The sequence below is a fragment of the Mameliella sp. LZ-28 genome, assembly GCF_012274245.1.
GTDB lineage: Bacteria > Pseudomonadota > Alphaproteobacteria > Rhodobacterales > Rhodobacteraceae > Antarctobacter > Antarctobacter albus.
The window spans coordinates 91085-111391 of the sequence record NZ_JAANYX010000022.1; the positions used below are offsets into that span (position 1 = coordinate 91085).

Sequence of the window (20307 nt, forward strand, 5' to 3'; positions counted from 1 at the left end):
GGGCATTGCCTGCCCGGCCCGTGTTCAGGAAAATGCCAGCTCAGTTCAGATCGGCGTCATAGGCGGCCTGAAGGTCGGCCTCTGCCTTTTCGACCGCTTCGATAAGCGCATCGAGGATCTTGTCTCCGCCGTCGACGTTCTCGCGGAACCAGTCCTGCACCGGCTTTGCGGCCTCGGCAAAAGCGGCCTTTTCCTCGGGAGAGGGCACGTAGATGTCACCGCCGCCGTCGACGAAATCCGCATAAGCCTGGATGGCGCCGCGTTTCGGTGCGGCAAAGGTGGCCTGTTGCAACGCATAGAATCCATCAACCACGACGCGCTTCATCGCCGGGTCCATGTTCAGGAACTTCTCGTTGTTCATCCACCACAGGGCGCCCATGTAGGCGTGCCCGTCCAGCGTGATGTACTGCAGGCCAGCATCGGGGAACTTCATGCCCATGATGTCGGTGATGCCGTTCTTGGAGCCGTCCACGACCCCGGTCTGGAACGAGGTGAACAGCTCGGGCCACGGGATCGGAGTCGGCGCGGCCCCCAGTGCCTTGACCAGCTCCTGCGGCAGATCGGCGACCACGGTCCGGATCTTCAGGCCCTCCATGTCGGCGGGCGAGGTGATCCGGCGTTGGGTATTGGCGAAGTTGCGCCAGCCGCCGGTGTTGCCGATGGTCATCAGGCGCACGGTGTTGTCGCTGTCGTCCAGCGCCATGTCCCGCATGGTGCGCACGAAATCGCCCGACAGGACATGTTCGGCCACGCGATCATTGGCCATAAGGTAGGGCAGGTCCAGCACCTGGACATAGGGAAAGATCCCCGCCGCGCCGCCGGAGGTCGAGATGTAGATGTCGATCGAGCCTTCGGCCACGCCCTCGATGCATTCCGCCCCGGTCGAACACAGCTGGGTGCCCATGTAGATTTCGACCTCGATGGCGCCGTTCGACGCGGCCTCGACGAAGTCCTTGAAGACGATCAAGCCGGCATAGTCTTCATCCGCCTCGTTCGAGTTGGCGGTGGCGACCAGCTTGATCGGGTCCTGGGCGAGGGCCGTGCCCCCGGTCAGGGTGACGGCGGCGAAGGCGGCCGCGGAGAATAGGTGTTTCAGCATTTGGTTCCTCCCGTTTGCTGGTGTCTGTCGTTATCGCGGCTCCGGACTGATGCAGGCCAGGTAGCCTGTATCGGGCGGGCAGCGGATGAAATCGGTCAGGTAGGGGACGGTCATCGAGATTTGCGGCACGTAGGTGATCAGGAAGATCACCAGGATCTCCACCGCGAGGAAGGGCAGAATGGCGCGGGCGATGGTTTCCACCCGCTCGCGGCTGACTGTCGAGGCCACGAAAAGCACCAGTCCCATCGGCGGTGTGGCCAGGCCCACGGTCAGGTTGACGCTCATGATGATGGCGAAATGCACCGGGTGCACGCCCAGTTCGACAAAGATAGGGCCCAGGATCGGGCCGAGGATGATGATCGCCGGGCCCGCGTCCAGGAACATACCCACGATGAACAGCAGGATGTTGATGAGAAACAGCAGGATCAGCGGGTTTTCCGACAGGCCGAGGATGATCTCTGTCAGGATCTGCGGCGCGTGGGAGAGCGAGACCACGGTCTTGAAGGCCACCGCCGCGCCGACCAGCAAAAGCACGGCCGAGGTAGACAGGGCCGAGCGGGCCAGCACCTCGTAGAGGTCCTTCAACGTCATGGACCTCAGCACCAGGAAGCTGACCACCAGCGCATAGGCCACGGCGACCGCGCTGGCCTCTGTCGGGGTCATGACGCCGATAAGGATGCCGCCAAGGATGATGATCGGCGTCTGCAGCGGCGCGACGGCCTTCTTACAGACGATGCGGAAATCATGGCTGACCTGCCGGCGCCAGTACATCAGCAGGAAATGCGCCGGAACCAGCATGGCAAGGTAGACCGCCCAGCCGCCGGAATTGCCGGGGATTACGGCCGCCACGGCGTAGAACAGACCCGCAAGATTGATGCGAACGAGGATCAGGCTGACCCAATATTCCGTGGTGCTGATCGTCTGGCCCTTGACCACGATGCGTTCCGCCTTGGGCAGGTCATAGCGGTCGGCCATGAGGCGAACCATGACCATCAGCCCGACACCCACCAGGATGCCCGGTACGATGCCGGCAAGGAACAATGCGGCCACGCTTTCGCCCATGACATAGGCATAGATGATCATGATCCCCGAGGGCGGGATGATAGGGCCGATGACGGAACTGGCAGCGGTGATCGCGGCTGCGAAGCGGCGGGAATAGCCGTTCTTTTCCATCGCTGGGATCAGGGTCGATCCCAGCGCCGAGGTGTCCGCCACTGCCGACCCGGAAAGCCCGGCAAAGAGGATCGAGGAGAGGATGTTGACCTGCGCCAGCCCGCCGCGCAGGTGGCCCATGATGGCCTGGCTGAACTCGACCAGGCGGATGGTGATGCCGCCGCGGTTCATGATCTCGCCCGCCAGCATGAAGAAGGGCAGCGCCATCAGCGGAAAGCTGTCCATGCCGTTGTAGAGGTTGCGGTAGAGAACCGAGAGCTGGCGGCTCTGGTCGTCCATGACCAAGAGGCCAAAGGGCGCGGCGAGCAGGGCAAAGACCACCGGCAGCCCGATCAGAATGAGCACCAGGAAGACGGGCAGGAACCAGATCAGCATCTCAGTCCGCCCCCGCCATCGTGTCGTGGTGCAGCGGTTTCAGCCGGTCGCCGCCGCCCAGAAGCGTAATGACCTGCCGCAGGATCAACTCGACGTTGACGAGGATCAGCAGGTTCACGCCAACCCAGAGCGCGGCATACTGGTACTGGTTCGCGAACTTGGCCTTGCACTTGCCGATCTCGATCCCGAAGGGCCAGCGCAGCGACGAGGAACAGCCGCGCCCGGACAGGCTGTCGACGTGGTTGTTCAGCCCCTTGTCCCAAGCGATCAGCAGCACCCAGAGCGAGAGTCCCAGCAGCAAGAGTGACAGCAGCACGGCGACGATCCGGGGCAGGGCGCGTTCGACGATGTCGATGGCGACGAAACCGCCCTGCCGGTAGGCCAACGGCGCCATCAGGCCCACCAGCCACAGCATCCCGAAGCGGGCGGCCTCTTCTGTCCAGTTGGGGGCGTCATTCAGGACGTAGCGCCAGAAGATCTGGCCGAGGATCAGGCAGACCATCACCGCCAGCGCAAGCACCGCGATGACGCGGCCCACGGCAAGCAGGCCGGAGTTCAGCCGCTCCAGCGGCCAAAGCAGTGTCAGCAGCACCGGCATGGCGCTCCTCCCTATGATGGGGCTTTTTGCCCCTTGTTCTTCAGGCCGGGATCTTGGGCGCCCCGGTCCCTGTGGTCTCAGCCCTTGAGGCTGACGAACCGGCCGCCCTGGAACAGCAGGGGCAGGCCGGGCCGGAAAGCCGCGCTGGTCACGCGGCCAATGATGATGAGGTGATCGCCCGCGTCATGGGCGATCTCTTGCGTACAGTCGTAGCGGGCAAGGCATCCGGCGATCTGCGGCACGCCGTTTGCGTCCTCGGTCCAGTCGCAGGCGTGAAAGGCATTGGCTTCGCGCGTGAAGGCCCGGCATATCTCTTGCTGGTGGCCATCGAGCACGTGGATCGCGTAGTGGCGCGCATCGCGAAACAGCGGAAAGCGGCGCGAGGATTTCTGCGGCGACCACAGCACCAGCGGCGGGTCCAGCGAAACACTGGCAAAGCTGGAGGCGGTAATGCCTACCGGGCCATCGGGCCCCTGCGCCGTCACCACGGTCACGCCGGTGGCAAAGCTGCCAAGCGCCTCGCGAAAGGCGCGGCTGTCCTCGGCCGGGTCGAATGTCTGCATGGATTGGCTCAGGTCCCCGTCCATCAGGGCACCTCGTGGCCCAGTGCGGCGGTGTAAAGCTCGAACCAGAGTTCGCGGCTCATCTCGATGTCGAAGGCTTTGGCAAACGCTTTGATCCGCTCGATCGTGTTGGTGCCCATGACCGGCAGGATGCCCGAAGGGTGCGCCAGCAGCCAGGCCACGGCCACCGCCGCGCGATCGGCCAGGAAATCGTCGGCCACGCGGTCCATGAGCTGCGTCAGGTGCGTGTCCTCTGTCATCAGCGCGCCACCGCCCAGCGGCGACCAGGCCATCGGCGGAATGCCCCGTTCCTGCAGAAAGGCCACGTCGCCGTTGGTAAAGCCCTCGTGCGCCGACAGGCTCAGTTCGATCTGATTGGTCACAAGCGGCGTCTTCATCGCCGATTGCAGCAGGGTCCAGTCATGCAGCTTGAAGTTCGACACACCCACGGCGCGGACCGTGCCCGAGCCGACCAGCTCGTCCAGTACCTCGCCCGTTTCGCGGTGATCCATCAGCGGATCGGGGCGGTGGATCAGCAGCAGGTCGATCTCGTTGATGCCCATGAGGCTGAGTGAATGATCGACCGAGGCCATGATATGCGCGCGGCTGGTGTCATAGTATTTCACCCGCGCGTCCGCGTAGCGGCCCACCGGGGCCACGATATCGCATTTGGTGACGATCTCGACCTGTTTGCGCAGGTCGGGCGTCATCGCGGCCCCAAGGATTTCCTCGGCCATGTAGCCGCCGTAGATGTCGGCCTGGTCCAGCGTGGTGATGCCCTGATCCAGGCAGGCGGCGATCTTGTTGCGGACGTGGTCGGGGGCGGTGTTGGCATCGTCGCCCAGGCGCCACATGCCATAGACGATGCGGCTGAGGCTCAGCCCCTCTTGAAGATCTACGCGGTCCATTACTTGCGCTCTCCCACGCCAAGGGGCGTTGCCGGTGTTTCGTCGGGGACGCGGCCGTATGCATGTGGCAGCGAACAGGTTTTCAGCTCCGGCATGACCAGCTTGCCGAAATGGCGGCATTCGTCAATGTGCGGGTAGCCGGAGAAGATGAAGGCGCGGATGCCCATCTTGCGGTACTCTTCGATCTGGCTCAGGACCTGGTCGGCAGAGCCCACCAGCGCCGCGCCGCAGCCCGAGCGCGCGCGCCCGATCCCGGTCCAGAGATGCGGCTCGACATAGCCGAACTGGTCGGCCAGCTCGCGGGCGCGGGACTGGTGAGAGACGCCCAGGGAGCCGCTGTCATGCGCGCGGTCGCGGATCAGGCGCCCGTATTCGTCGTCCAGTTTCGACACCAGGCTTTCGGCGTATTCCCGTGCCTCGGCCTCTGTGTCGCGGACGATCATGTGCACCCGCAACCCGTAATCCAGCGTACGGCCATAACGTTCGGCCACGGCGTTCACGTCGGTCATGCGCTGGGCCAACTGGTCCTTGGGTTCGGGCCACATCAGGTAGACGTCGCAGTGTTCGCCGCAAAGCTCCAGCGCGGCAGGGGAATAGCCGCCGAAGTACAGCAGCGGTCCGCCGGTCTGGTAGGGTTTGGCAGGATCGGTGGTAAGGCCCGCGAAATCGTAGACCTCGCCGCTGAAATTGATCTCGTCCTGCGTCCAGGCCTGTTTCAGGATCTGCACCACCTCGCGCGAGCGCTGGTAGCGATAGGCGCTGTCGGCCTTTTCGCCGGGGAAGTCAGACGAGATCACGTTCAGCGTCAGCCGTCCCTTCATCATGTGATCCAGCGTGGCGACGGTGCGGGCCAGCATGATCGGATGCATCTCGCCACAGCGGATGGCGGCCAGCATGTTGATCCGGTCTGTCAACGGCGCCATGCCCGCGACAAAGCTCAGCGTGTCCTGACCCACCTGGTAGGAGGAGGGCGCCAGGATGTTGCGAAAGCCCTGCTTTTCCGCCTCCAGCACGATGTCGCGGCAATGTTCGAAAGAAGAGCGCAGATCGCCTTCGGGCACGCCCAGGTAACGGTAGTCATCCGAACAGAGGGCCGAGAACCAGCTGACCTCGGACGCATCGAGATCGCGGGATGTGACGGGCACGACGGTCATTTCAGGGCCTCCCGGAAGTGCGCCGGATTCGGCGTCGATTTCTTCTTGCGTAGCATCCGGATAATCATGCATCAATAGTGTATTAATTTTGCCGCGACGCGAACGGGACCGCGGCGGGAGGAGGCCGACTTGGCGCGGGGAAGAAGCTCGGCGGCGTTGCCCAAGCACGCCCAGATCAGCGAAATGCTGATCCGTGACATTGCGGCCGGACGGCTGGCGGATGGGGCGCGACTGCCGCCGGAACGCGAGATGGCCGAACAGCTGGGCATCGCCGTGGGCACCCTGCGAAAGGCGCTGGAGGCGCTGGCGACCACGGGGCTGCTGGACCGGGTGCAGGGCTCTGGAAACTACGTCCGCGCACGGGACGGCGTGGCCTCGATCTATTCCATGCTGCGGCTGGAACTGAAGGCCGGCGGCGGGCTGCCCACGGCGGAGCTGCTGGGGGTGGAGCGGCTGACGAAACCGACGGATGCGCCGGCTTTCGGTCCCTCGCCCGAGGGGTGGCGGTTCCGGCGCCTGCGGTTCCTGGGCGGCGTTCCGGCAGCGATGGAAGAGATCTGGCTGGACGGGGCTCAGGCCGCGCATGTCGCGGCGCAGGACGTGCTTGAATCGCTCTACCTCTTCTATCGCGAGCGGCTGGGGCTGGTGATCCTCTCGGCAGAGGATCGGGTCGGCTTTGCGCCGGTGCCTGCGTGGCGCGACCCCCGGTTTCCGCCGGAGGTGGGCGATACGGCGGGGTATGTCGAACGTATCGCCCGGGACAAGGCAGGCACGCCGGTCGAATACTCGCGGACTTGGTTCGACGCGGAAACCGTCACTTATATCAACAGGATCGGCAGGGGATGAGCGTGGTCAGATACGGCGTGATCGGCTGCGGCATGATGGGCCGCGAGCATATCCAGAACATCAATCTTCTGCCGCAGGGCAGGGTGGTCGCGGTCTTTGATCCGGTCACCGACCTGGCGCAGAGCGCGGCAGAGCTGGCGGGCGGCGCGCAGGTCTGCACCACGCTGGACGATCTGCTGGCGGTCGAGGGGCTGGACGCGTTGGTGGTGGTCAGTCCGAACGATTGCCACGTACCGCAGCTGCGCCAGATCGCGGCGACCCGTCCGCTGCCCGTGCTGTGCGAAAAGCCGCTTTATACCACGCCGGAAGACGAGGTTTTCCTGGCCGAACTCGCGCGCAGCTATCCGGCGCCGGTCTGGGTGGCGATGGAATATCGCTACATGCCGCCCGTGGCATTGTTGCGGCAGGAAGTGATCGGGGCGACGGGCGGGATTTCCATGTTGTCGATCCGCGAACACCGTTTTCCCTTTCTGCCCAAGGTCGGCGCCTGGAACCGGTTCAACGCGCGCAGCGGTGGCACGCTGGTCGAGAAATGCTGTCATTTCTTCGATCTCATGCGCTTGATCCTGCGGGACGAACCGGTGCGCGTCATGGCCAGCGCCGGGCAGGCGGTGAACCACAAGGACGAAACCTATGACGGGCGCGCGCCGGACATCTGGGACAACGGCTATGTGATCCTGGATTTCGCGGGCGGCGCGCGGGCGATGCTGGAGCTTTGCATGTTCGCCGAGGGATCGCGCTACCAGGAAGAGATCTGCGCCCTTGGTCCCAGCGGCAAGATCGAGGCGCTGGTGCCAGGGCCTGGCCGGTTCTGGCCGGCACACCTGGGCGAGGCGCCGGTGCCGCAGGTGATCGTCTCTCCGCGCGTTCCCAAGGGGCCGCGCGTGATCGAGGTTCCGGTGGAGGCAGAGTTGCTGGCGGCCGGCGATCACAACGGGTCGTCCTTTTACCAGCATGAGGGGTTCAATGCCGTGGTCCGCGGCGAAGGCGCGCCAGAGGTGACGCTGGCCGACGGCATGGCCGCCGTGCGAATCGGGCTGGCGGCGCAGGAAAGCGCGCGGACCGGGCAGGCTGTGCTGCTGTAACAACGCCCTTGCGGCAGGCAGCCCGAGACTTTCCGAAAGGTTATTTGCCGGACCTTGATACGGATCATGACGCCTGAGACACTTCCCGCGCAGTTTGCGCGGGAAACGCGGAGAGGCTCATGGCGCGACTCGATGACAGGACCCGCGAGGTGGTGTTTCGCACCCAGGGGCTGACCAAGACATATGACACCGGCGAGGTGCAGGTGCATGCGCTGGCGGGTGTCGACCTGGAACTGTACGGGTCGGAGCTGACCGTGCTGCTGGGCCCGTCCGGGTCCGGCAAGTCTACGCTGTTGAACATCCTGGGCGGTTTGGACCGGCCCAGTGGAGGGCGGTTCTGGTTCCGTGAAACGGAGCTGACCCGCGCCAGCGACCGACAGTTGACGCGCTACCGGCGCGATCACGTCGGCTTTGTCTTCCAGTTCTACAACCTCGTCCCCTCGCTGAACGCGCGCGAGAACGTGCAGCTGGTCACGGACGTGGCGAAACGCCCGATGAAACCCGCCGAGGCGCTGGAGCTGGTGGGGCTTGGCCACCGAATGGATCATTTTCCGGCGCAAATGTCCGGCGGGGAACAGCAGCGGGTCGCCATTGCGCGGGCCATCGCCAAACGGCCCGACGTGTTGTTGTGCGATGAACCCACCGGCGCGCTGGACAGCCACACCGGCACGCAGGTCCTGTCGACCCTGCAGCGGATCAACGATGAGTTCGGCACCACCACGGCGGTCATCACCCACAATGCCGCCATCCGGTTGATGGCGCATCGGGTGATCCGCTTTCAGGACGGGCGCATCGACCGGATCGAGGAGAACAACAGTCGCCTTGCCGCATCAGAGATCCATTGGTGATCCGATGCATGCGATGGATCTCAAGCTGTTTCGCGACTTTCGCCGGCTCTGGGTACAGGGCGTGGCGATCGCCCTTGTGCTGGCGGCGGGCATCGCGGTCATCATCATGTCGGTGGGGATGAGCCGGGCCCTGAACGAGACCCGCAGCGCCTATTACGACAGCAACCGCTTTGCCCATGTCTTTGCCTCGGCCCGCCGGGCGCCTGACAGCCTGATTTCGCAGTTGCGCGACATCGAGGGGGTGGCGCAGGTGGAAACACAGGTCCGGTCCTATGCGATCCTGGATATTCCCGGGCGGGCCAAACCGGCGACAGGGCTGCTGATCTCTCGTCCTGAACTGGGCGAGCCGCTGTTGAACGTGCCGCTGCTGCGCCGGGGGCGCTGGCCCGAAAGCGCGGGCGAGGCGGTGGTGAACGAACCCTTTGCAGAGGCCAACGGGTTCCTCCCCGGCGACACGATCTCTGTCAACCTGAACGGACGCAAGCGCGCGGTGACGATCACCGGCACCGCCTTATCACCCGAGTTCGTCTATACCATCGGCCCCGGCGCCCTGATGCCGCAGAACGAGACATTCGGCATCCTGTGGATGCAGGCCGAGGTGCTGGACGCGGGGTTCGGCATGGCGGGCGCCTTCAACACTGTGGCGTTGACCGTGCTGCCGCGCACGCCGCTGGAGCCGGTCAAGGACGCGGTCAAGGCCTTGCTGGACCCTTACGGTGCGGCCACGCCGGTGGGGCGCGATGCGCAGCAGTCGAACGCCTTTCTGGATGCCGAAATCCAGTCGCTGGAGGTGATGGCCTGGGTGCTGCCGCCGGTCTTCCTGGGGATCACCGTCTTTCTGGTGAACATGGTCATGGGCCGGATCGTGCAGCTGGAACGGTCCGAGATCGGCCTGATGAAGGCTGTCGGCTACACAAACTGGGAAATCGGGCTGCACTACCTCATGCTGGCGGCGCTGATCGCCTTCCTGGGGGTCGGTATCGGCTGGGGCGTGGGGTCCTGGTTGGCGCAGGCCATGTCAAAGCTCTACGCCAAGTATTTCGACTTTCCCTTCCTCGTTTTCGGCGTGCCGCTCAGCATCTATGCGCTCTCGGCGATGCTGGGGCTGGCGGCGACCAGCGCGGGGGCTTTGAGCAGCGCCATGCGCGCGGCGCGGCTGGCGCCGGCGGTGGCGATGGCCCCGCCGGCGCCGCCGAGTTTCCACGGGTCCACGCTTGACCGGCTGGCGGATCTGCTGCGGTTGGGGCAGCCGACGCGGATGATCCTGCGCAGCCTGCTGCGCTGGCCGCTGCGCGCCGGAATGACCATGCTGGGCATGGCACTGGCGGTTTCCGTGCTGGTGGCGTCGAACTTCTTTCCCGACGCGATGGACGAGATCATCGACACCGCCTTTTACCAGTCGAACCGGCAAGACATGCTGCTGCTCTTCGATCCGGACGCGCCCGAAACTGCGCTGGAAGAGGTCAGGCGCCTGCCCGGTGTCCTGCAGGTGGAGCCGCAGCAGTTCCACGCCGCCCGCCTGATCTATGGCTCCTACGAAAAGCAGGTCCCGGTCTCGACCGTGGCCAACTCGGCGGATCTGGCACGCGTTGTGGATGGCAACGGGCAGGTGATCGCGCCGGATCCCTTTGGCATCCTGTTGTCGGACCGGCTGGCCGCGGCGCTGCATGTCGAGGTGGGCGATACCCTGACCGTCAGCTTCGAGAGCGGTCGCCGAGAGACCTTTGAGGTGCCCGTGACCGGCATCGTCACCCAGTTCTTTGGCCTGGGCGCCTATTTCGCACATGACACGCTGAACGCCATGTTCCGGCAAAGCCCGCGCGTATCCAATGTCAACGTGACGCTGGCCGACCCACAGGCGGCAGAGGCCTTTCAGGAGCGGATCAAGGACGTGCCCCGGCTGATGGGCACGATCAACATGACCGAGAACCGCCTCAGCTTTATGGAGACGTTGAGCCAGAACATCCTGATCGCCACCACTGTCTACGGCATTCTTGGCATGATCATCACGGTCGGCGTCGCCTACAATGCCGCACGGGTGCAGCTGTCGGAACGGGCGCGAGAGCTGGCCTGCCTGCGTATCCTGGGCTTTGGCAAGGGCGAGGTCGCCTATATCCTGGCCGGCGAGGTATTGTTGCTGGCGGTCCTGGCGCAGCCGGTGGGCTGGGTGATCGGCTATGGCGTGGCGCGGCTGATGACCGAAGGCTTCACCAGCGATCTCTACGCCATTCCGCTGGTGCTGGAGCCGGCAACCTTTGCCCGGGCCAGCCTGATCGTGCTGGGGGCCGCGGCGGTCTCGGTGGCGCTGGTGGCGCGCCGGCTGGGGCGTCTCGACCTGATTGCCGTCATGAAAACGAGGGAGTGAGGACATGTGGTCCCTGCGTACGATAGGACTTTCGGCTGTCGGTCTCGCCCTGGTGGGCGGGCTGGCGATCACCGCCTTTCGCACAGATCCGATCCCGGTGGATACCGCGCCATTGGTGCGCGGCGCGCTGAGCGTGACGGTGGACGCGGATGGCAAGACACGGATCAGGGAGGTCTACGAGGTCTCCTCTCCCATCGCGGGCACGGTCTTGCGCCTGCCGGTTGCGGTGGGCGATCCGGTCGCCAAGGGGGTGACCGTGGTGGCGCAGGTGCAGCCCGCCGTGCCCACGCTGCTGGATGCGCGCAGCCGGGCGCAGGCGGTAGCGGCCCTGCACGAGGCCGAGGCCAGCGTGAAATTCGCCGAGGCCGAGGTGGCCCGGACAGAGGCGCAGCGCGCCTATGCCCAGTCGCAGTTCGACCGGGCCAAGGCCTTGGCGGATCGGGGCACCGCCTCGTTGACCGCGCTGGAGACGGCGGCCCAGCAGCTGCAACTGGCCGAGGCGGACAAGCTGAGCGCCGAGGCGCGCCTGGCGATGTCGCGGGCGGCGCTGGAAAGCGCGCAGGCGGTGCTGGCGGAACCCGAGCAGGCGCCCGGCGACGGCGATTGTTGCCTGCCGATCCTGGCGCCCGCCGATGGCGTTGTCCTTTCGGTCGAGGGGGAAAGCGCGCGCCCCGTGATGGCCGGTGCGCCGCTGCTCAGCATCGGCGATCCGGACGATTTGGAAATCGTTGTCGATCTTTTGTCCTCTCAGGCGACCCGCCTTGCGCCCGGCGCCTCTGTCGAAGTGGACCGCTGGGGCGGCGAGGGCACGCTGGCGGCGGAATTGCGGCTGATCGAACCGGCGGCGCGTACTGTCGTTTCGGCCCTCGGGATCGAGGAACAGCGCGTGGATGCGGTGCTGGATTTCACCTCGCCGCCCGAGATGCGTGCAGGGTTGGGCCAAGCCTTTGCGGTCTTTGTCCGGATCGAGGAATGGCGCACCGAGGGCGCGCTGCTGATCCCCCTGTCGGCGATCTTTCGGCGTGAAGGGCAATGGTTCACCTATGTCCTGGCCGATGGCACCGCGCATGAGATCTCGATCGAGATCGGCCGCCGCGACGGGCGCAGCGCCGAGGTTCTGGCGGGCGTCAAGGCGGGCGACCGGGTGATCCTGCACCCGCCGGACACGGTGGGGGACGGTGTCGAAGTGGTCGAGCGCGACTGGCAATAGGCGCGGCCCTCTCGCGACCAATCCCGAAAACCTCCCGACCGGGGCTTGTGATTTGACGCGCGTCCAACTTAATCTTGACGAATGCGGGCGCGGCACCCAGCTTGATAATATTGCGCGCGTAAAGTTTATCTGCGGGTGCGGCGGGCGTGGCGTCCGATGCCGGAGGGGGAGACAGGGTTCATGACCGGCCGGAAGATCCGGAACATGGAGGAGTTCGCCGAGGTCAGCGGGATCTCGCGTCCGACCGTGTCCAAGTATTTCAACGATCCCGACAGCGTGCGCAAATCGACCCGCGCGCGGATCGAAAGCGCGTTGGAGCAATACGACTATCGCCCCAACATCTTTGCCATTAACCAGAACCGCAAGCTGACCAAGAACATCGGCATCGTGGTGCCCTACCTCGCCGATCCCTTCTTTGCCGAGATCGCGCGGAACCTGGAAATGCTGGTGATCGCGGCGGGCTATCATCCGATCCTTCTCAGCTCGCACGGGTCCACCGCGCAGGAGAATGACAACTTCGAGAGCCTGCGCGCGATCAAACCCGCAGGCGCCTTGCTGGCGCCGCTTGGTCGCGCCTCGGACAAGGCGGCTGTCGAGAGGTTCTGCAAGGCCGTGCCTTCGGTTCTTTTTGACAGTCATATCAGTGGGATGGGTGAGGCGTTTGTGGGGCATGACAACATCCAGGCCACCAAGCTGATCTGCGAATACCTCTGTCGCACGGGCCAGCCCCCGGCCTTTTTCGAGATGCGCACTCCGACCAACCCGAACGCCTATCGCCGCCGCAACGCCTATTGCGAAGCGATGGAGCGCATGGGCCACCCCGTTCACCTGTTGCAGGCCGAAGGGGGCGGCTGGGACTTCGAGAAGATCGGGCTGGAAGGTGGCACGAAAGTCATCGAGGAGCACAGCCTGCCGACCGACACGATCCTGTGTTCGAACGACCGCCTGGCCATCGGTTTCCTGGCGGCAGCCTATCAGAAAGGGCTGCGAGTCGGGCTGGGCGCCGGCGCCGCCCTGCGGGTTGCCGGGCATGACGACCACCCGTTCTCGCGCTATACCTGCCCGCCGCTGACCACGGTTTCGCAGGACTACACTGCAATCGCAGAACGCAGTGTCGAGCGCCTGTTCAGCCTTGTCGAAAGCGGGGAACGTGCTGAAAACCGCGATGAAATCTTTTTCGAAGGAAAATTGGTGATGCGGCAGTCAGCCTAGAAATTTCTGCGTCGCGGCAATTTTAAATTTTACCCCCGTAAAGTTTTTGATTGACTCGCCTGGAGGTCTTGCGCAGTCTCTGACCGTGCAACGAGCACTCCAAGGGAGGAAATTGGATGACTTTGAAAGGCGCATTCTTTGCGGCTTCTGCACTTGTGTCGGTGAGTGCGAGCGCGCTTTCCGCCGAGGTCCTGACCATCGCCACGGTGAACAACGGCGACATGATCCGGATGCAGAAGCTGACCGACGACTTTACCGCCAAGACCGGCCACGAGGTGAACTGGGTCACGCTGGAGGAGAACGTGCTGCGGCAGCGCGTGACCACCGACATCACCACCAAGGGCGGTGCCTTCGACATCATGACCATCGGCATGTACGAAACGCCGATCTGGGCCGCCAACGGCTGGCTGGTGCCGCTGGACGACCTGTCGGCGGACTACGACGCCGACGACATCCTGCCAGCGATGCGCGGCGGCCTGAGCCATGACGGCACGCTTTATGCGGCGCCGTTCTACGGCGAAAGCTCGATGATCATGTACCGGACCGACCTGTTCGAGGCCGCAGGGCTGGAAATGCCCGAGGCGCCGACCTGGGATTTCGTCGCCGACGCGGCCCGGAAGATCACCGACAGGGAAAACGAGATCTACGGTATCTGCCTGCGCGGCAAGGCCGGCTGGGGCGAGAACATGGCCTTCCTGACGGCCACCGCCAACTCCTTTGGTGCGCGCTGGTTCGACGAGAACTGGACCCCGCAGTTCGACAGTGCCGCCTGGGAAGAGACGCTGACCTTCTATCTGGACCTGATGAATGACGCGGGCCCTCCGGGCGCCTCGACCAACGGGTTCAACGAGAACCTGTCGCTGTTCCAGCAGGGCAAGTGCGGCATGTGGATCGACGCCACCGTGGCGGCCTCTTTCGTGACCAACCCCAACGATTCCACCGTGGCCGACAAGGTCGGTTTCGCGCTGGCGCCGGACACCGGAAAGGGCAAGCGCGGCAACTGGCTCTGGGCCTGGGCGCTGGGCATCCCGGCGGGCACCCAGAAAGAGGACGCCGCCAAGGAGTTCATCGAGTGGGCGACCTCGAAGGCCTATATCGAGCTGGTCGCGGCGAACGAAGGCTGGGCCAACGTGCCGCCGGGTGCGCGCACCTCGCTCTATCAGAACGAGACCTACCTGTCCGAGGCGCCTTTTGCCGAAATGACGCTGAAGTCGATCAACTCGGCTGACCCGCTGAACCCGACCGTCGACCCGGTTCCCTATGTCGGCGTGCAGTTCGTGGCGATCCCGGAATTCGCGGGCTTTGCCACCGATGTGGGCCAGGAATTCTCGGCCGCGCTGGCCGGGCAGCAGACCGCGCAGCAGGCCCTTGCCAAGGCGCAGGCGCTGGTCGTCGACGCAATGGAAGCCGCAGGATACTGAGGCCTCCTCCCAGGCCGGAGGGCGGGGGCAACCGCCCTCCGGTTCCTGAATTTCCAACAGACATGAACACGGCGGCCCCGCAGTCGCCAAGGGAGGAGACGCGTCATGGCGACCCAGCATTCGCGATCCGCAGCCCGTCTTATGATGGCACCCGCGGTTTTCCTGCTTCTGGTCTGGATGCTTGTTCCGCTGTCCATGACCCTCTGGTTTTCCTTCCGCAAGTACCTGCCGCTGCGCGGCGGGGACCTGGGGTGGGCAGGCTTCGACAACTACGTTCGTTTCGTGACCTCCAGTGCCTTCTGGCCCAGCGTGATGACGACGTTGCTGATCGTCGGCGGCGTGCTGGTCGTGACGGTGGTTCTGGGCGTGCTGCTGGCGATCCTCCTGGATCAGCCGATGTGGGGGCAGGGCGTGGTGCGCATCCTTGTCATCGCGCCCTTCTTCGTGATGCCCACCGTGTCGGCGCTGGTCTGGAAGAACATGTTCATGGACCCGGTGAACGGCCTCTTCGCGCATCTCTGGAAGTTCTTCGGGGCCGAGCCGATTTCATGGCTGTCAGAGGCCTCGATGCAGTCGCTGATCATGATCGTCAGCTGGCAATGGCTGCCCTTTGCGACGTTGATCCTGCTGACGGCGATCCAGTCGCTGGACAGCGAGCAACTGGAAGCCGCCGAGATGGACGGCGCCCCGCCGCTGGCACGTTTCTTCCACATCATCCTGCCGCACCTGAGCCGGGCCATCACCGTGGTGATCCTGATCCAGACGATCTTCCTGCTGTCGATCTTTGCCGAGATCTTCGTCACCACCCAGGGTTCGTTCGGGACCAAGACGCTGACCTACCTGATCTTCCAGCGCGTGCTGGAAAGCCAGAACGTCGGACTGGGGTCCGCAGGCGGGGTCTATGCGATCATCCTGGCCAATATCGTCGCGCTGTTCCTGATGCGCATCGTCGGGAAGAACCTCGATGCCTGACCTTCATCTCCGCCGCGCCCCGGGCTTGACCCGGGGCCCCATCCCAACCGCAGAGGTTCCGGGGCAAGCCCGGAACGGGAGGCTCTGAACATGGCACGCGCCGTTACGACACAACGCAAGGCGATCAACACCACGCTGGCCTGGGCCGTCGGTCTGCTGATCTTTTTTCCGATCCTCTGGACCATCCTGACCAGCTTCAAGACAGAGGCCCAGGCCATCAGCGATCCGCCGGTCTTCCTGTTCTTCGACTGGACGCTGGAAAACTACGCGGTGGTGCAGGAACGTTCGGACTACATGCGCTTCCTGTGGAACTCGGTGATCATCGCCGGCGGGTCCACGATCCTCGGCACGATCATCGCGATTCCCGCCGCCTGGTCGATGGCCTTCGTACCGTCGCGCCGGACCAAGGACATCCTGCTGTGGATGCTGTCCACCAAGATGCTGCCCGCGGTCGGCGTGCTGTACCCGATCTACCTGCTCTTCATCAAGCTGGGCTGGCTGGACTCGCGGATCGGGCTGGTCATCGTGCTGATGCTCATCAACCTGCCGATCATCGTCTGGATGCTTTACACCTACTTCCGCGAAATTCCCGGAGAGATCCTGGAAGCGGCGCGGATGGACGGCGCCAGCCTGCGTGAGGAAATCCTCTACGTGCTGACCCCGATGGCGGTGCCGGGCATCGCCTCGACCATCCTGCTCAACATCATCCTGGCGTGGAACGAGGCCTTCTGGACCCTCAACCTGACCGCCGCCAAGGCGGCCCCGCTGACCGCGTTCATCGCCAGCTATTCCAGCCCCGAAGGGCTGTTCTACGCGAAACTTTCGGCGGCGTCGGTCATGGCCATCGCGCCGATCCTGATCATGGGCTGGTTCAGCCAGAAACAACTCGTCCGCGGCCTGACCTTCGGCGCGGTGAAATAAGGGGGAGAGACCCGTGGGACGTATTCAACTCAAGCAGGTCAAGAAGTCCTTTGGCGACGTGACCGTGATCCCGCCCTTGGACCTGACCATCGAGGACGGAGAGTTCACCGTCTTCGTCGGCCCCTCGGGCTGCGGCAAGTCCACATTGCTGCGGCTGATCGCCGGGCTGGAGGACACCACCGACGGCGTGATCGAGATCGACGGCAAGGATGCCACAGCGCTGCCGCCGGCCAAGCGCAGCCTGGCGATGGTGTTCCAGTCCTATGCGCTCTACCCTCACATGTCGGTGCGCAAGAACATTGCCTTCCCGATGAAGATGGCGGGCATGGACAAGGCCGAGCAGGAGCGCCGCATCGCCTCTGCCGCGAAAGCCCTGAACCTGACCGACTACCTGGACCGGCGTCCTGGCCAGCTGTCCGGCGGCCAGCGCCAGCGTGTCGCCATCGGGCGGGCCATCGTGCGGGAACCGGCGGCCTTCCTCTTCGACGAGCCGCTGTCCAACCTCGACGCTGCCCTGCGCGTGGGGATGCGGATGGAAATCAGCGAACTGCACAAGAAGCTGGACACGACGATGATCTACGTCACCCACGACCAGGTCGAGGCGATGACGATGGCCGACAAGATCGTGGTCCTGCAGGCGGGCGTGATCGAGCAGGTGGGCAGCCCTCTGGAGCTGTACCGCAGCCCCCGCAACAAGTTCGTCGCTGGTTTCATCGGCTCACCCAAGATGAATTTCATCGAAGGCCCTGAGGCGGCCAAGCACGACGCGCAGACCATCGGCATCCGTCCCGAACATATCGAGGTCTCGACCTCCGAGGGGCTGTGGCAGGGCAAGGTTGGCGTGGCCGAACACCTGGGGTCCGACACCTTCATCCATGTCCACGGCGTACCGGGCTGTGACCCGATGACCGTCCGCGTGGGGGGTGAAATCCCGGTGCATCACGGCGACACGGTTTTTCTGAACCCGAACCTGGATCACCTGCACCGCTTTGATGCCGAGGGGCTGCGCATCCAATGACACGGCTGACGGGAAAGGTGGCGCTGGTCACCGGCGGCGCGCGCGGCATAGGCCGCGCGATCTGCCAGGCCTATGCGCGCGAGGGGGCGCGGGTTGCCGTGGCCGACCTGATGGCAGACGAGGCCCGCGAGTGTGCCGCGACGCTGGGCGACACTGGCATGGCGCTGGGCATGGACGTGACCGATCCGGCCTCCATCGCCAAGGGGGTTGCACAGGTCGAGGCCGAATGGGGCGGGATCGACGTGCTGGTGAACAACGCCGGTGTCTTCAACATGGCCTCGATCGACCGGATCACCCCAGAGGACTATCGCCGCCAGTTCGACGTCAACGTCGGCGGCACGCTCTTTGCGATCCAAGCCGTTGTGCCGGGGATGAAGGCATGCGGCGGCGGGGCGATCATCAACTTTTCCTCGCAGGCCGGACGCCGCGGAGAGCCGAACATCGCCGTCTACTGTGCCACCAAGGCGGCGGTGATCTCGGTCACGCAGTCGCTGGCGCTGGAACTGGCCGGGGACGGCATCCGGGTCAACGCCATCGCGCCCGGCGTCATCGACACCCCCATGTGGGAGGTCGTCGACGGGCTGTTCGCCGAATACGAGAACAAGCCCAGGGGCCAGAAGAAACGCGAAGTGGGCGAGGCGGTGCCGCTGGGCCATATGGGGACACCCGAAGAGGTGGCCGACCCCTGCGTCTTCCTGGCCTCAGACGAGGCCCGCTACATCACCGCGCAATGCCTGAATGTCGATGGCGGGAACTGGATGAGCTGATGACCGGGAGCCTTGTCAAACTGAGCAATGCGGCACTGGTGGACTTGCCTGGGGGCGTGTCCGCGCCCACCTACGACCGTGACGCGCTGACGCCCGGGATCGTGCATATCGGTCTGGGCAACTTTCACCGGGCGCACCAGGCCTGGTATCTGCACCGGTTGATGCAACAGGGCATGGCGCAAGACTGGGCCATCGTAGGGGCGGGTGTCCGCCCCTACGATGAGGCGCAGCGGTTGAAGATGGCAGAGCAGGATTACCTGACCACGCTGATCGAGCTGGACCCCAAGGGGACGTCTGCCGAGGTGGTCGGCTCGATGATCGACTATGTGCCCATCGTCGAGGGCAACGGCCCCCTGATCGAGCGCATGGCCGATCCGGCGATCCAGATTGTCGCGCTGACCGTTACCGAAGGCGGGTACTACCTGGATCCGGCGACAAAGGCCTTTGATCCTGCGCACCCCGACATGCGCTATGACGCCGCCAACCTGGATGCGCCGCGCACCGCCTTTGGCGCCATGATCGCCGCGCTGAGGCGCCGTCGCGACAGCGGCGCCGGTCCGTTCACTTGCCAGAGCTGCGACAACCTCCCCGGCAACGGGACCAAGCTGGAGGAGGTCATCCTGGGCCTTGCCCGCCTCGCGGATCCGGCGCTGGCCGACTGGATCGCGGCGGAATGTAGCTTTCCCAACTCGATGGTGGATTGCATCGTCCCGGCGACCGGCCCGCGCGAACTGGCGCTGGTGCGGGATTTCGGCATCGACGACGCCGTGCCCGTCACCCATGAGAATTTCCGCCAATGGGTGATCGAGGATCGCTTTTGCGCCGGGCGCCCGCCCTGGGAAGAGGTGGGGGCGACCATGTCGGACGATGTGCACGCCTATGAGGCGATGAAGCTGCGCATCCTGAACGGTGGCCACCAGGTGATTGCCGATCCGGCCGAGATCCTGGGGATCGAGACGATCCACGACACGATGGCCCACCCGCTGATCCGGGGCCTGTTCCGCAAGGTGGCGTTGGAGGAAATGGCGCCGCATGTGCATCCGGTTCCGGGAATGACGCCGGAGGCCTATGTCGACCTGATCGATACGCGGTTTTCCAACCCGAAGATCGCCGACACCGTGCGCCGCGTGGCCTTTGATGGCTCGTCGCGTCATACCGGGGCGGTCCTTCCGGTGATCCGCGACGCGGTGGCGTCGGGCACCCCCTTGGACGGACTGGCCCTGTCGCAGGCGCTTTGGGCCAGGATGTGTGCTGGCACCCGCGAGGACGGGTCGGAGATCGTGCCCAACGATCCGGTCTGGGGCGACCTGGTGCTGGCGGCGCGCGCCGCGAAAGACAGGCCGCAGGCCTGGCTGGACCAGCGTCAGTTCTATGGCGCGCTGGCAGATGACGCGGGTTTCGCGGCGGCTTTTTCCGAGGCGCTGGCCCGGGTCTGGGCCGAAGGAACAGAGGCAGCGATCCGCGCCTACCTGGACTGACGGCTCAGCGTAATTCTTGATTTTTGAATTGAAATCAAGGTGGTAAGGCGGCGTTTGGCAATGCCTCATCTCATGAGACCTGGTGCCTGTGCGCCGGGTTTCCTCGTTTTCGGCCCCTTTGTCCTACCCCTTGCTTCAACAACATTTCCGGTTTCAGACAAATTATAGGCAAGCAAGAAGAGGGTTTTAGCCTTCTGTTCATCCGCAGCGGTGAGGTTGGCGGCGCACCTGAAGCGGTGGCGCAGACCGATACCAAGGCCTGCATCCGTCAGAACGACGTCAGCAAAGCCGATC

18 protein-coding genes are annotated in these 20307 nt (G+C 64.7%); 12 read left to right on the forward strand and 6 right to left on the reverse strand.

All coding sequences use genetic code 11. The annotated features are described in order from the left end of the window. Positions 1–40: 40 nt before the first annotated feature. The 6 genes from dctP to G9Q80_RS12995 form a co-directional block, all read right to left on the reverse strand. Positions 41–1099: a TRAP transporter substrate-binding protein DctP gene (gene dctP, locus G9Q80_RS12970; RefSeq protein ID WP_088714245.1), complete on the reverse strand. Its 1059-nt coding sequence runs from the start codon at positions 1097–1099 to the stop codon at positions 41–43. Between the two features lie 30 nt (positions 1100–1129). Further along, complete coding sequence (locus tag G9Q80_RS12975; RefSeq protein WP_088714246.1) at positions 1130–2647, reverse strand: TRAP transporter large permease; 1518 nt, start codon at positions 2645–2647, stop codon at positions 1130–1132. Position 2648: 1 nt separating this feature from the next. Then, complete coding sequence (locus tag G9Q80_RS12980) at positions 2649–3245, reverse strand: TRAP transporter small permease (protein WP_043137245.1); 597 nt, start codon at positions 3243–3245, stop codon at positions 2649–2651. 77 nt (positions 3246–3322) lie between these two features. Next, entirely contained in the window at positions 3323–3832 is a 510-nt protein-coding gene (locus G9Q80_RS12985) for a flavin reductase family protein (protein ID WP_416045617.1), read from the reverse strand. Continuing rightward, positions 3832–4716: an aldo/keto reductase gene (locus G9Q80_RS12990; protein ID WP_088714247.1), complete on the reverse strand. Its 885-nt coding sequence runs from the start codon at positions 4714–4716 to the stop codon at positions 3832–3834. Before G9Q80_RS12990 ends, G9Q80_RS12985 begins: the two co-directional genes overlap by 1 nt. After that, the gene (locus tag G9Q80_RS12995; RefSeq protein WP_043137656.1) at positions 4716–5870 is read right to left on the reverse strand and encodes an LLM class flavin-dependent oxidoreductase; all 1155 of its coding nucleotides are present in this window, start codon (positions 5868–5870) and stop codon (positions 4716–4718) included. The genes G9Q80_RS12990 and G9Q80_RS12995 overlap by 1 nt, the downstream gene beginning before the upstream one ends. Before the next feature lie 129 nt (positions 5871–5999). Here G9Q80_RS12995 and G9Q80_RS13000 point away from each other — a divergent pair, with 129 nt between their 5' ends. From G9Q80_RS13000 to G9Q80_RS13055, 12 genes are all read left to right on the forward strand, one after another. Then, entirely contained in the window at positions 6000–6716 is a 717-nt protein-coding gene (locus G9Q80_RS13000; protein WP_269799294.1) for a GntR family transcriptional regulator, read from the forward strand. After that, positions 6713–7801, forward strand: coding sequence for a Gfo/Idh/MocA family protein (locus tag G9Q80_RS13005; RefSeq protein ID WP_088714248.1), 1089 nt, complete (start codon positions 6713–6715; stop codon positions 7799–7801). Before G9Q80_RS13000 ends, G9Q80_RS13005 begins: the two co-directional genes overlap by 4 nt. 119 nt (positions 7802–7920) lie before the next feature. Further along, a complete protein-coding gene (locus G9Q80_RS13010) occupies positions 7921–8649 on the forward strand; it encodes an ABC transporter ATP-binding protein (RefSeq protein WP_088714249.1) in 729 nt (242 codons plus the stop codon). 4 nt (positions 8650–8653) lie between these two features. Further along, on the forward strand, positions 8654–11014 hold the full coding sequence (locus tag G9Q80_RS28450) for an ABC transporter permease (RefSeq protein WP_088714250.1): 2361 nt from the start codon (positions 8654–8656) through the stop codon (positions 11012–11014). 4 nt (positions 11015–11018) lie between these two features. Continuing rightward, positions 11019–12224: an efflux RND transporter periplasmic adaptor subunit gene (locus G9Q80_RS13020; protein WP_088714251.1), complete on the forward strand. Its 1206-nt coding sequence runs from the start codon at positions 11019–11021 to the stop codon at positions 12222–12224. 180 nt (positions 12225–12404) lie between these two features. Beyond that, a complete protein-coding gene (locus G9Q80_RS13025; RefSeq protein WP_043137231.1) occupies positions 12405–13436 on the forward strand; it encodes a LacI family DNA-binding transcriptional regulator in 1032 nt (343 codons plus the stop codon). Positions 13437–13552: 116 nt separating this feature from the next. Then, positions 13553–14857, forward strand: a complete 1305-nt coding sequence (locus tag G9Q80_RS13030; RefSeq protein WP_043137229.1) for an ABC transporter substrate-binding protein — start codon at positions 13553–13555, stop codon at positions 14855–14857. Between the two features lie 105 nt (positions 14858–14962). Then, positions 14963–15829, forward strand: coding sequence for a carbohydrate ABC transporter permease (locus G9Q80_RS13035; RefSeq protein ID WP_043137227.1), 867 nt, complete (start codon positions 14963–14965; stop codon positions 15827–15829). Positions 15830–15919: 90 nt separating this feature from the next. Further along, complete coding sequence (locus G9Q80_RS13040; RefSeq protein WP_043137225.1) at positions 15920–16750, forward strand: carbohydrate ABC transporter permease; 831 nt, start codon at positions 15920–15922, stop codon at positions 16748–16750. Positions 16751–16763: 13 nt separating this feature from the next. Continuing rightward, positions 16764–17768, forward strand: a complete 1005-nt coding sequence (locus G9Q80_RS13045) for an ABC transporter ATP-binding protein (protein WP_069210896.1) — start codon at positions 16764–16766, stop codon at positions 17766–17768. Then, a complete protein-coding gene (locus G9Q80_RS13050) occupies positions 17765–18535 on the forward strand; it encodes an L-iditol 2-dehydrogenase (protein WP_088714252.1) in 771 nt (256 codons plus the stop codon). The genes G9Q80_RS13045 and G9Q80_RS13050 overlap by 4 nt, the downstream gene beginning before the upstream one ends. Continuing rightward, complete coding sequence (locus G9Q80_RS13055) at positions 18535–20013, forward strand: mannitol dehydrogenase family protein (protein WP_088714253.1); 1479 nt, start codon at positions 18535–18537, stop codon at positions 20011–20013. Before G9Q80_RS13050 ends, G9Q80_RS13055 begins: the two co-directional genes overlap by 1 nt. The last annotated feature ends 294 nt before the right edge of the window (positions 20014–20307 follow it).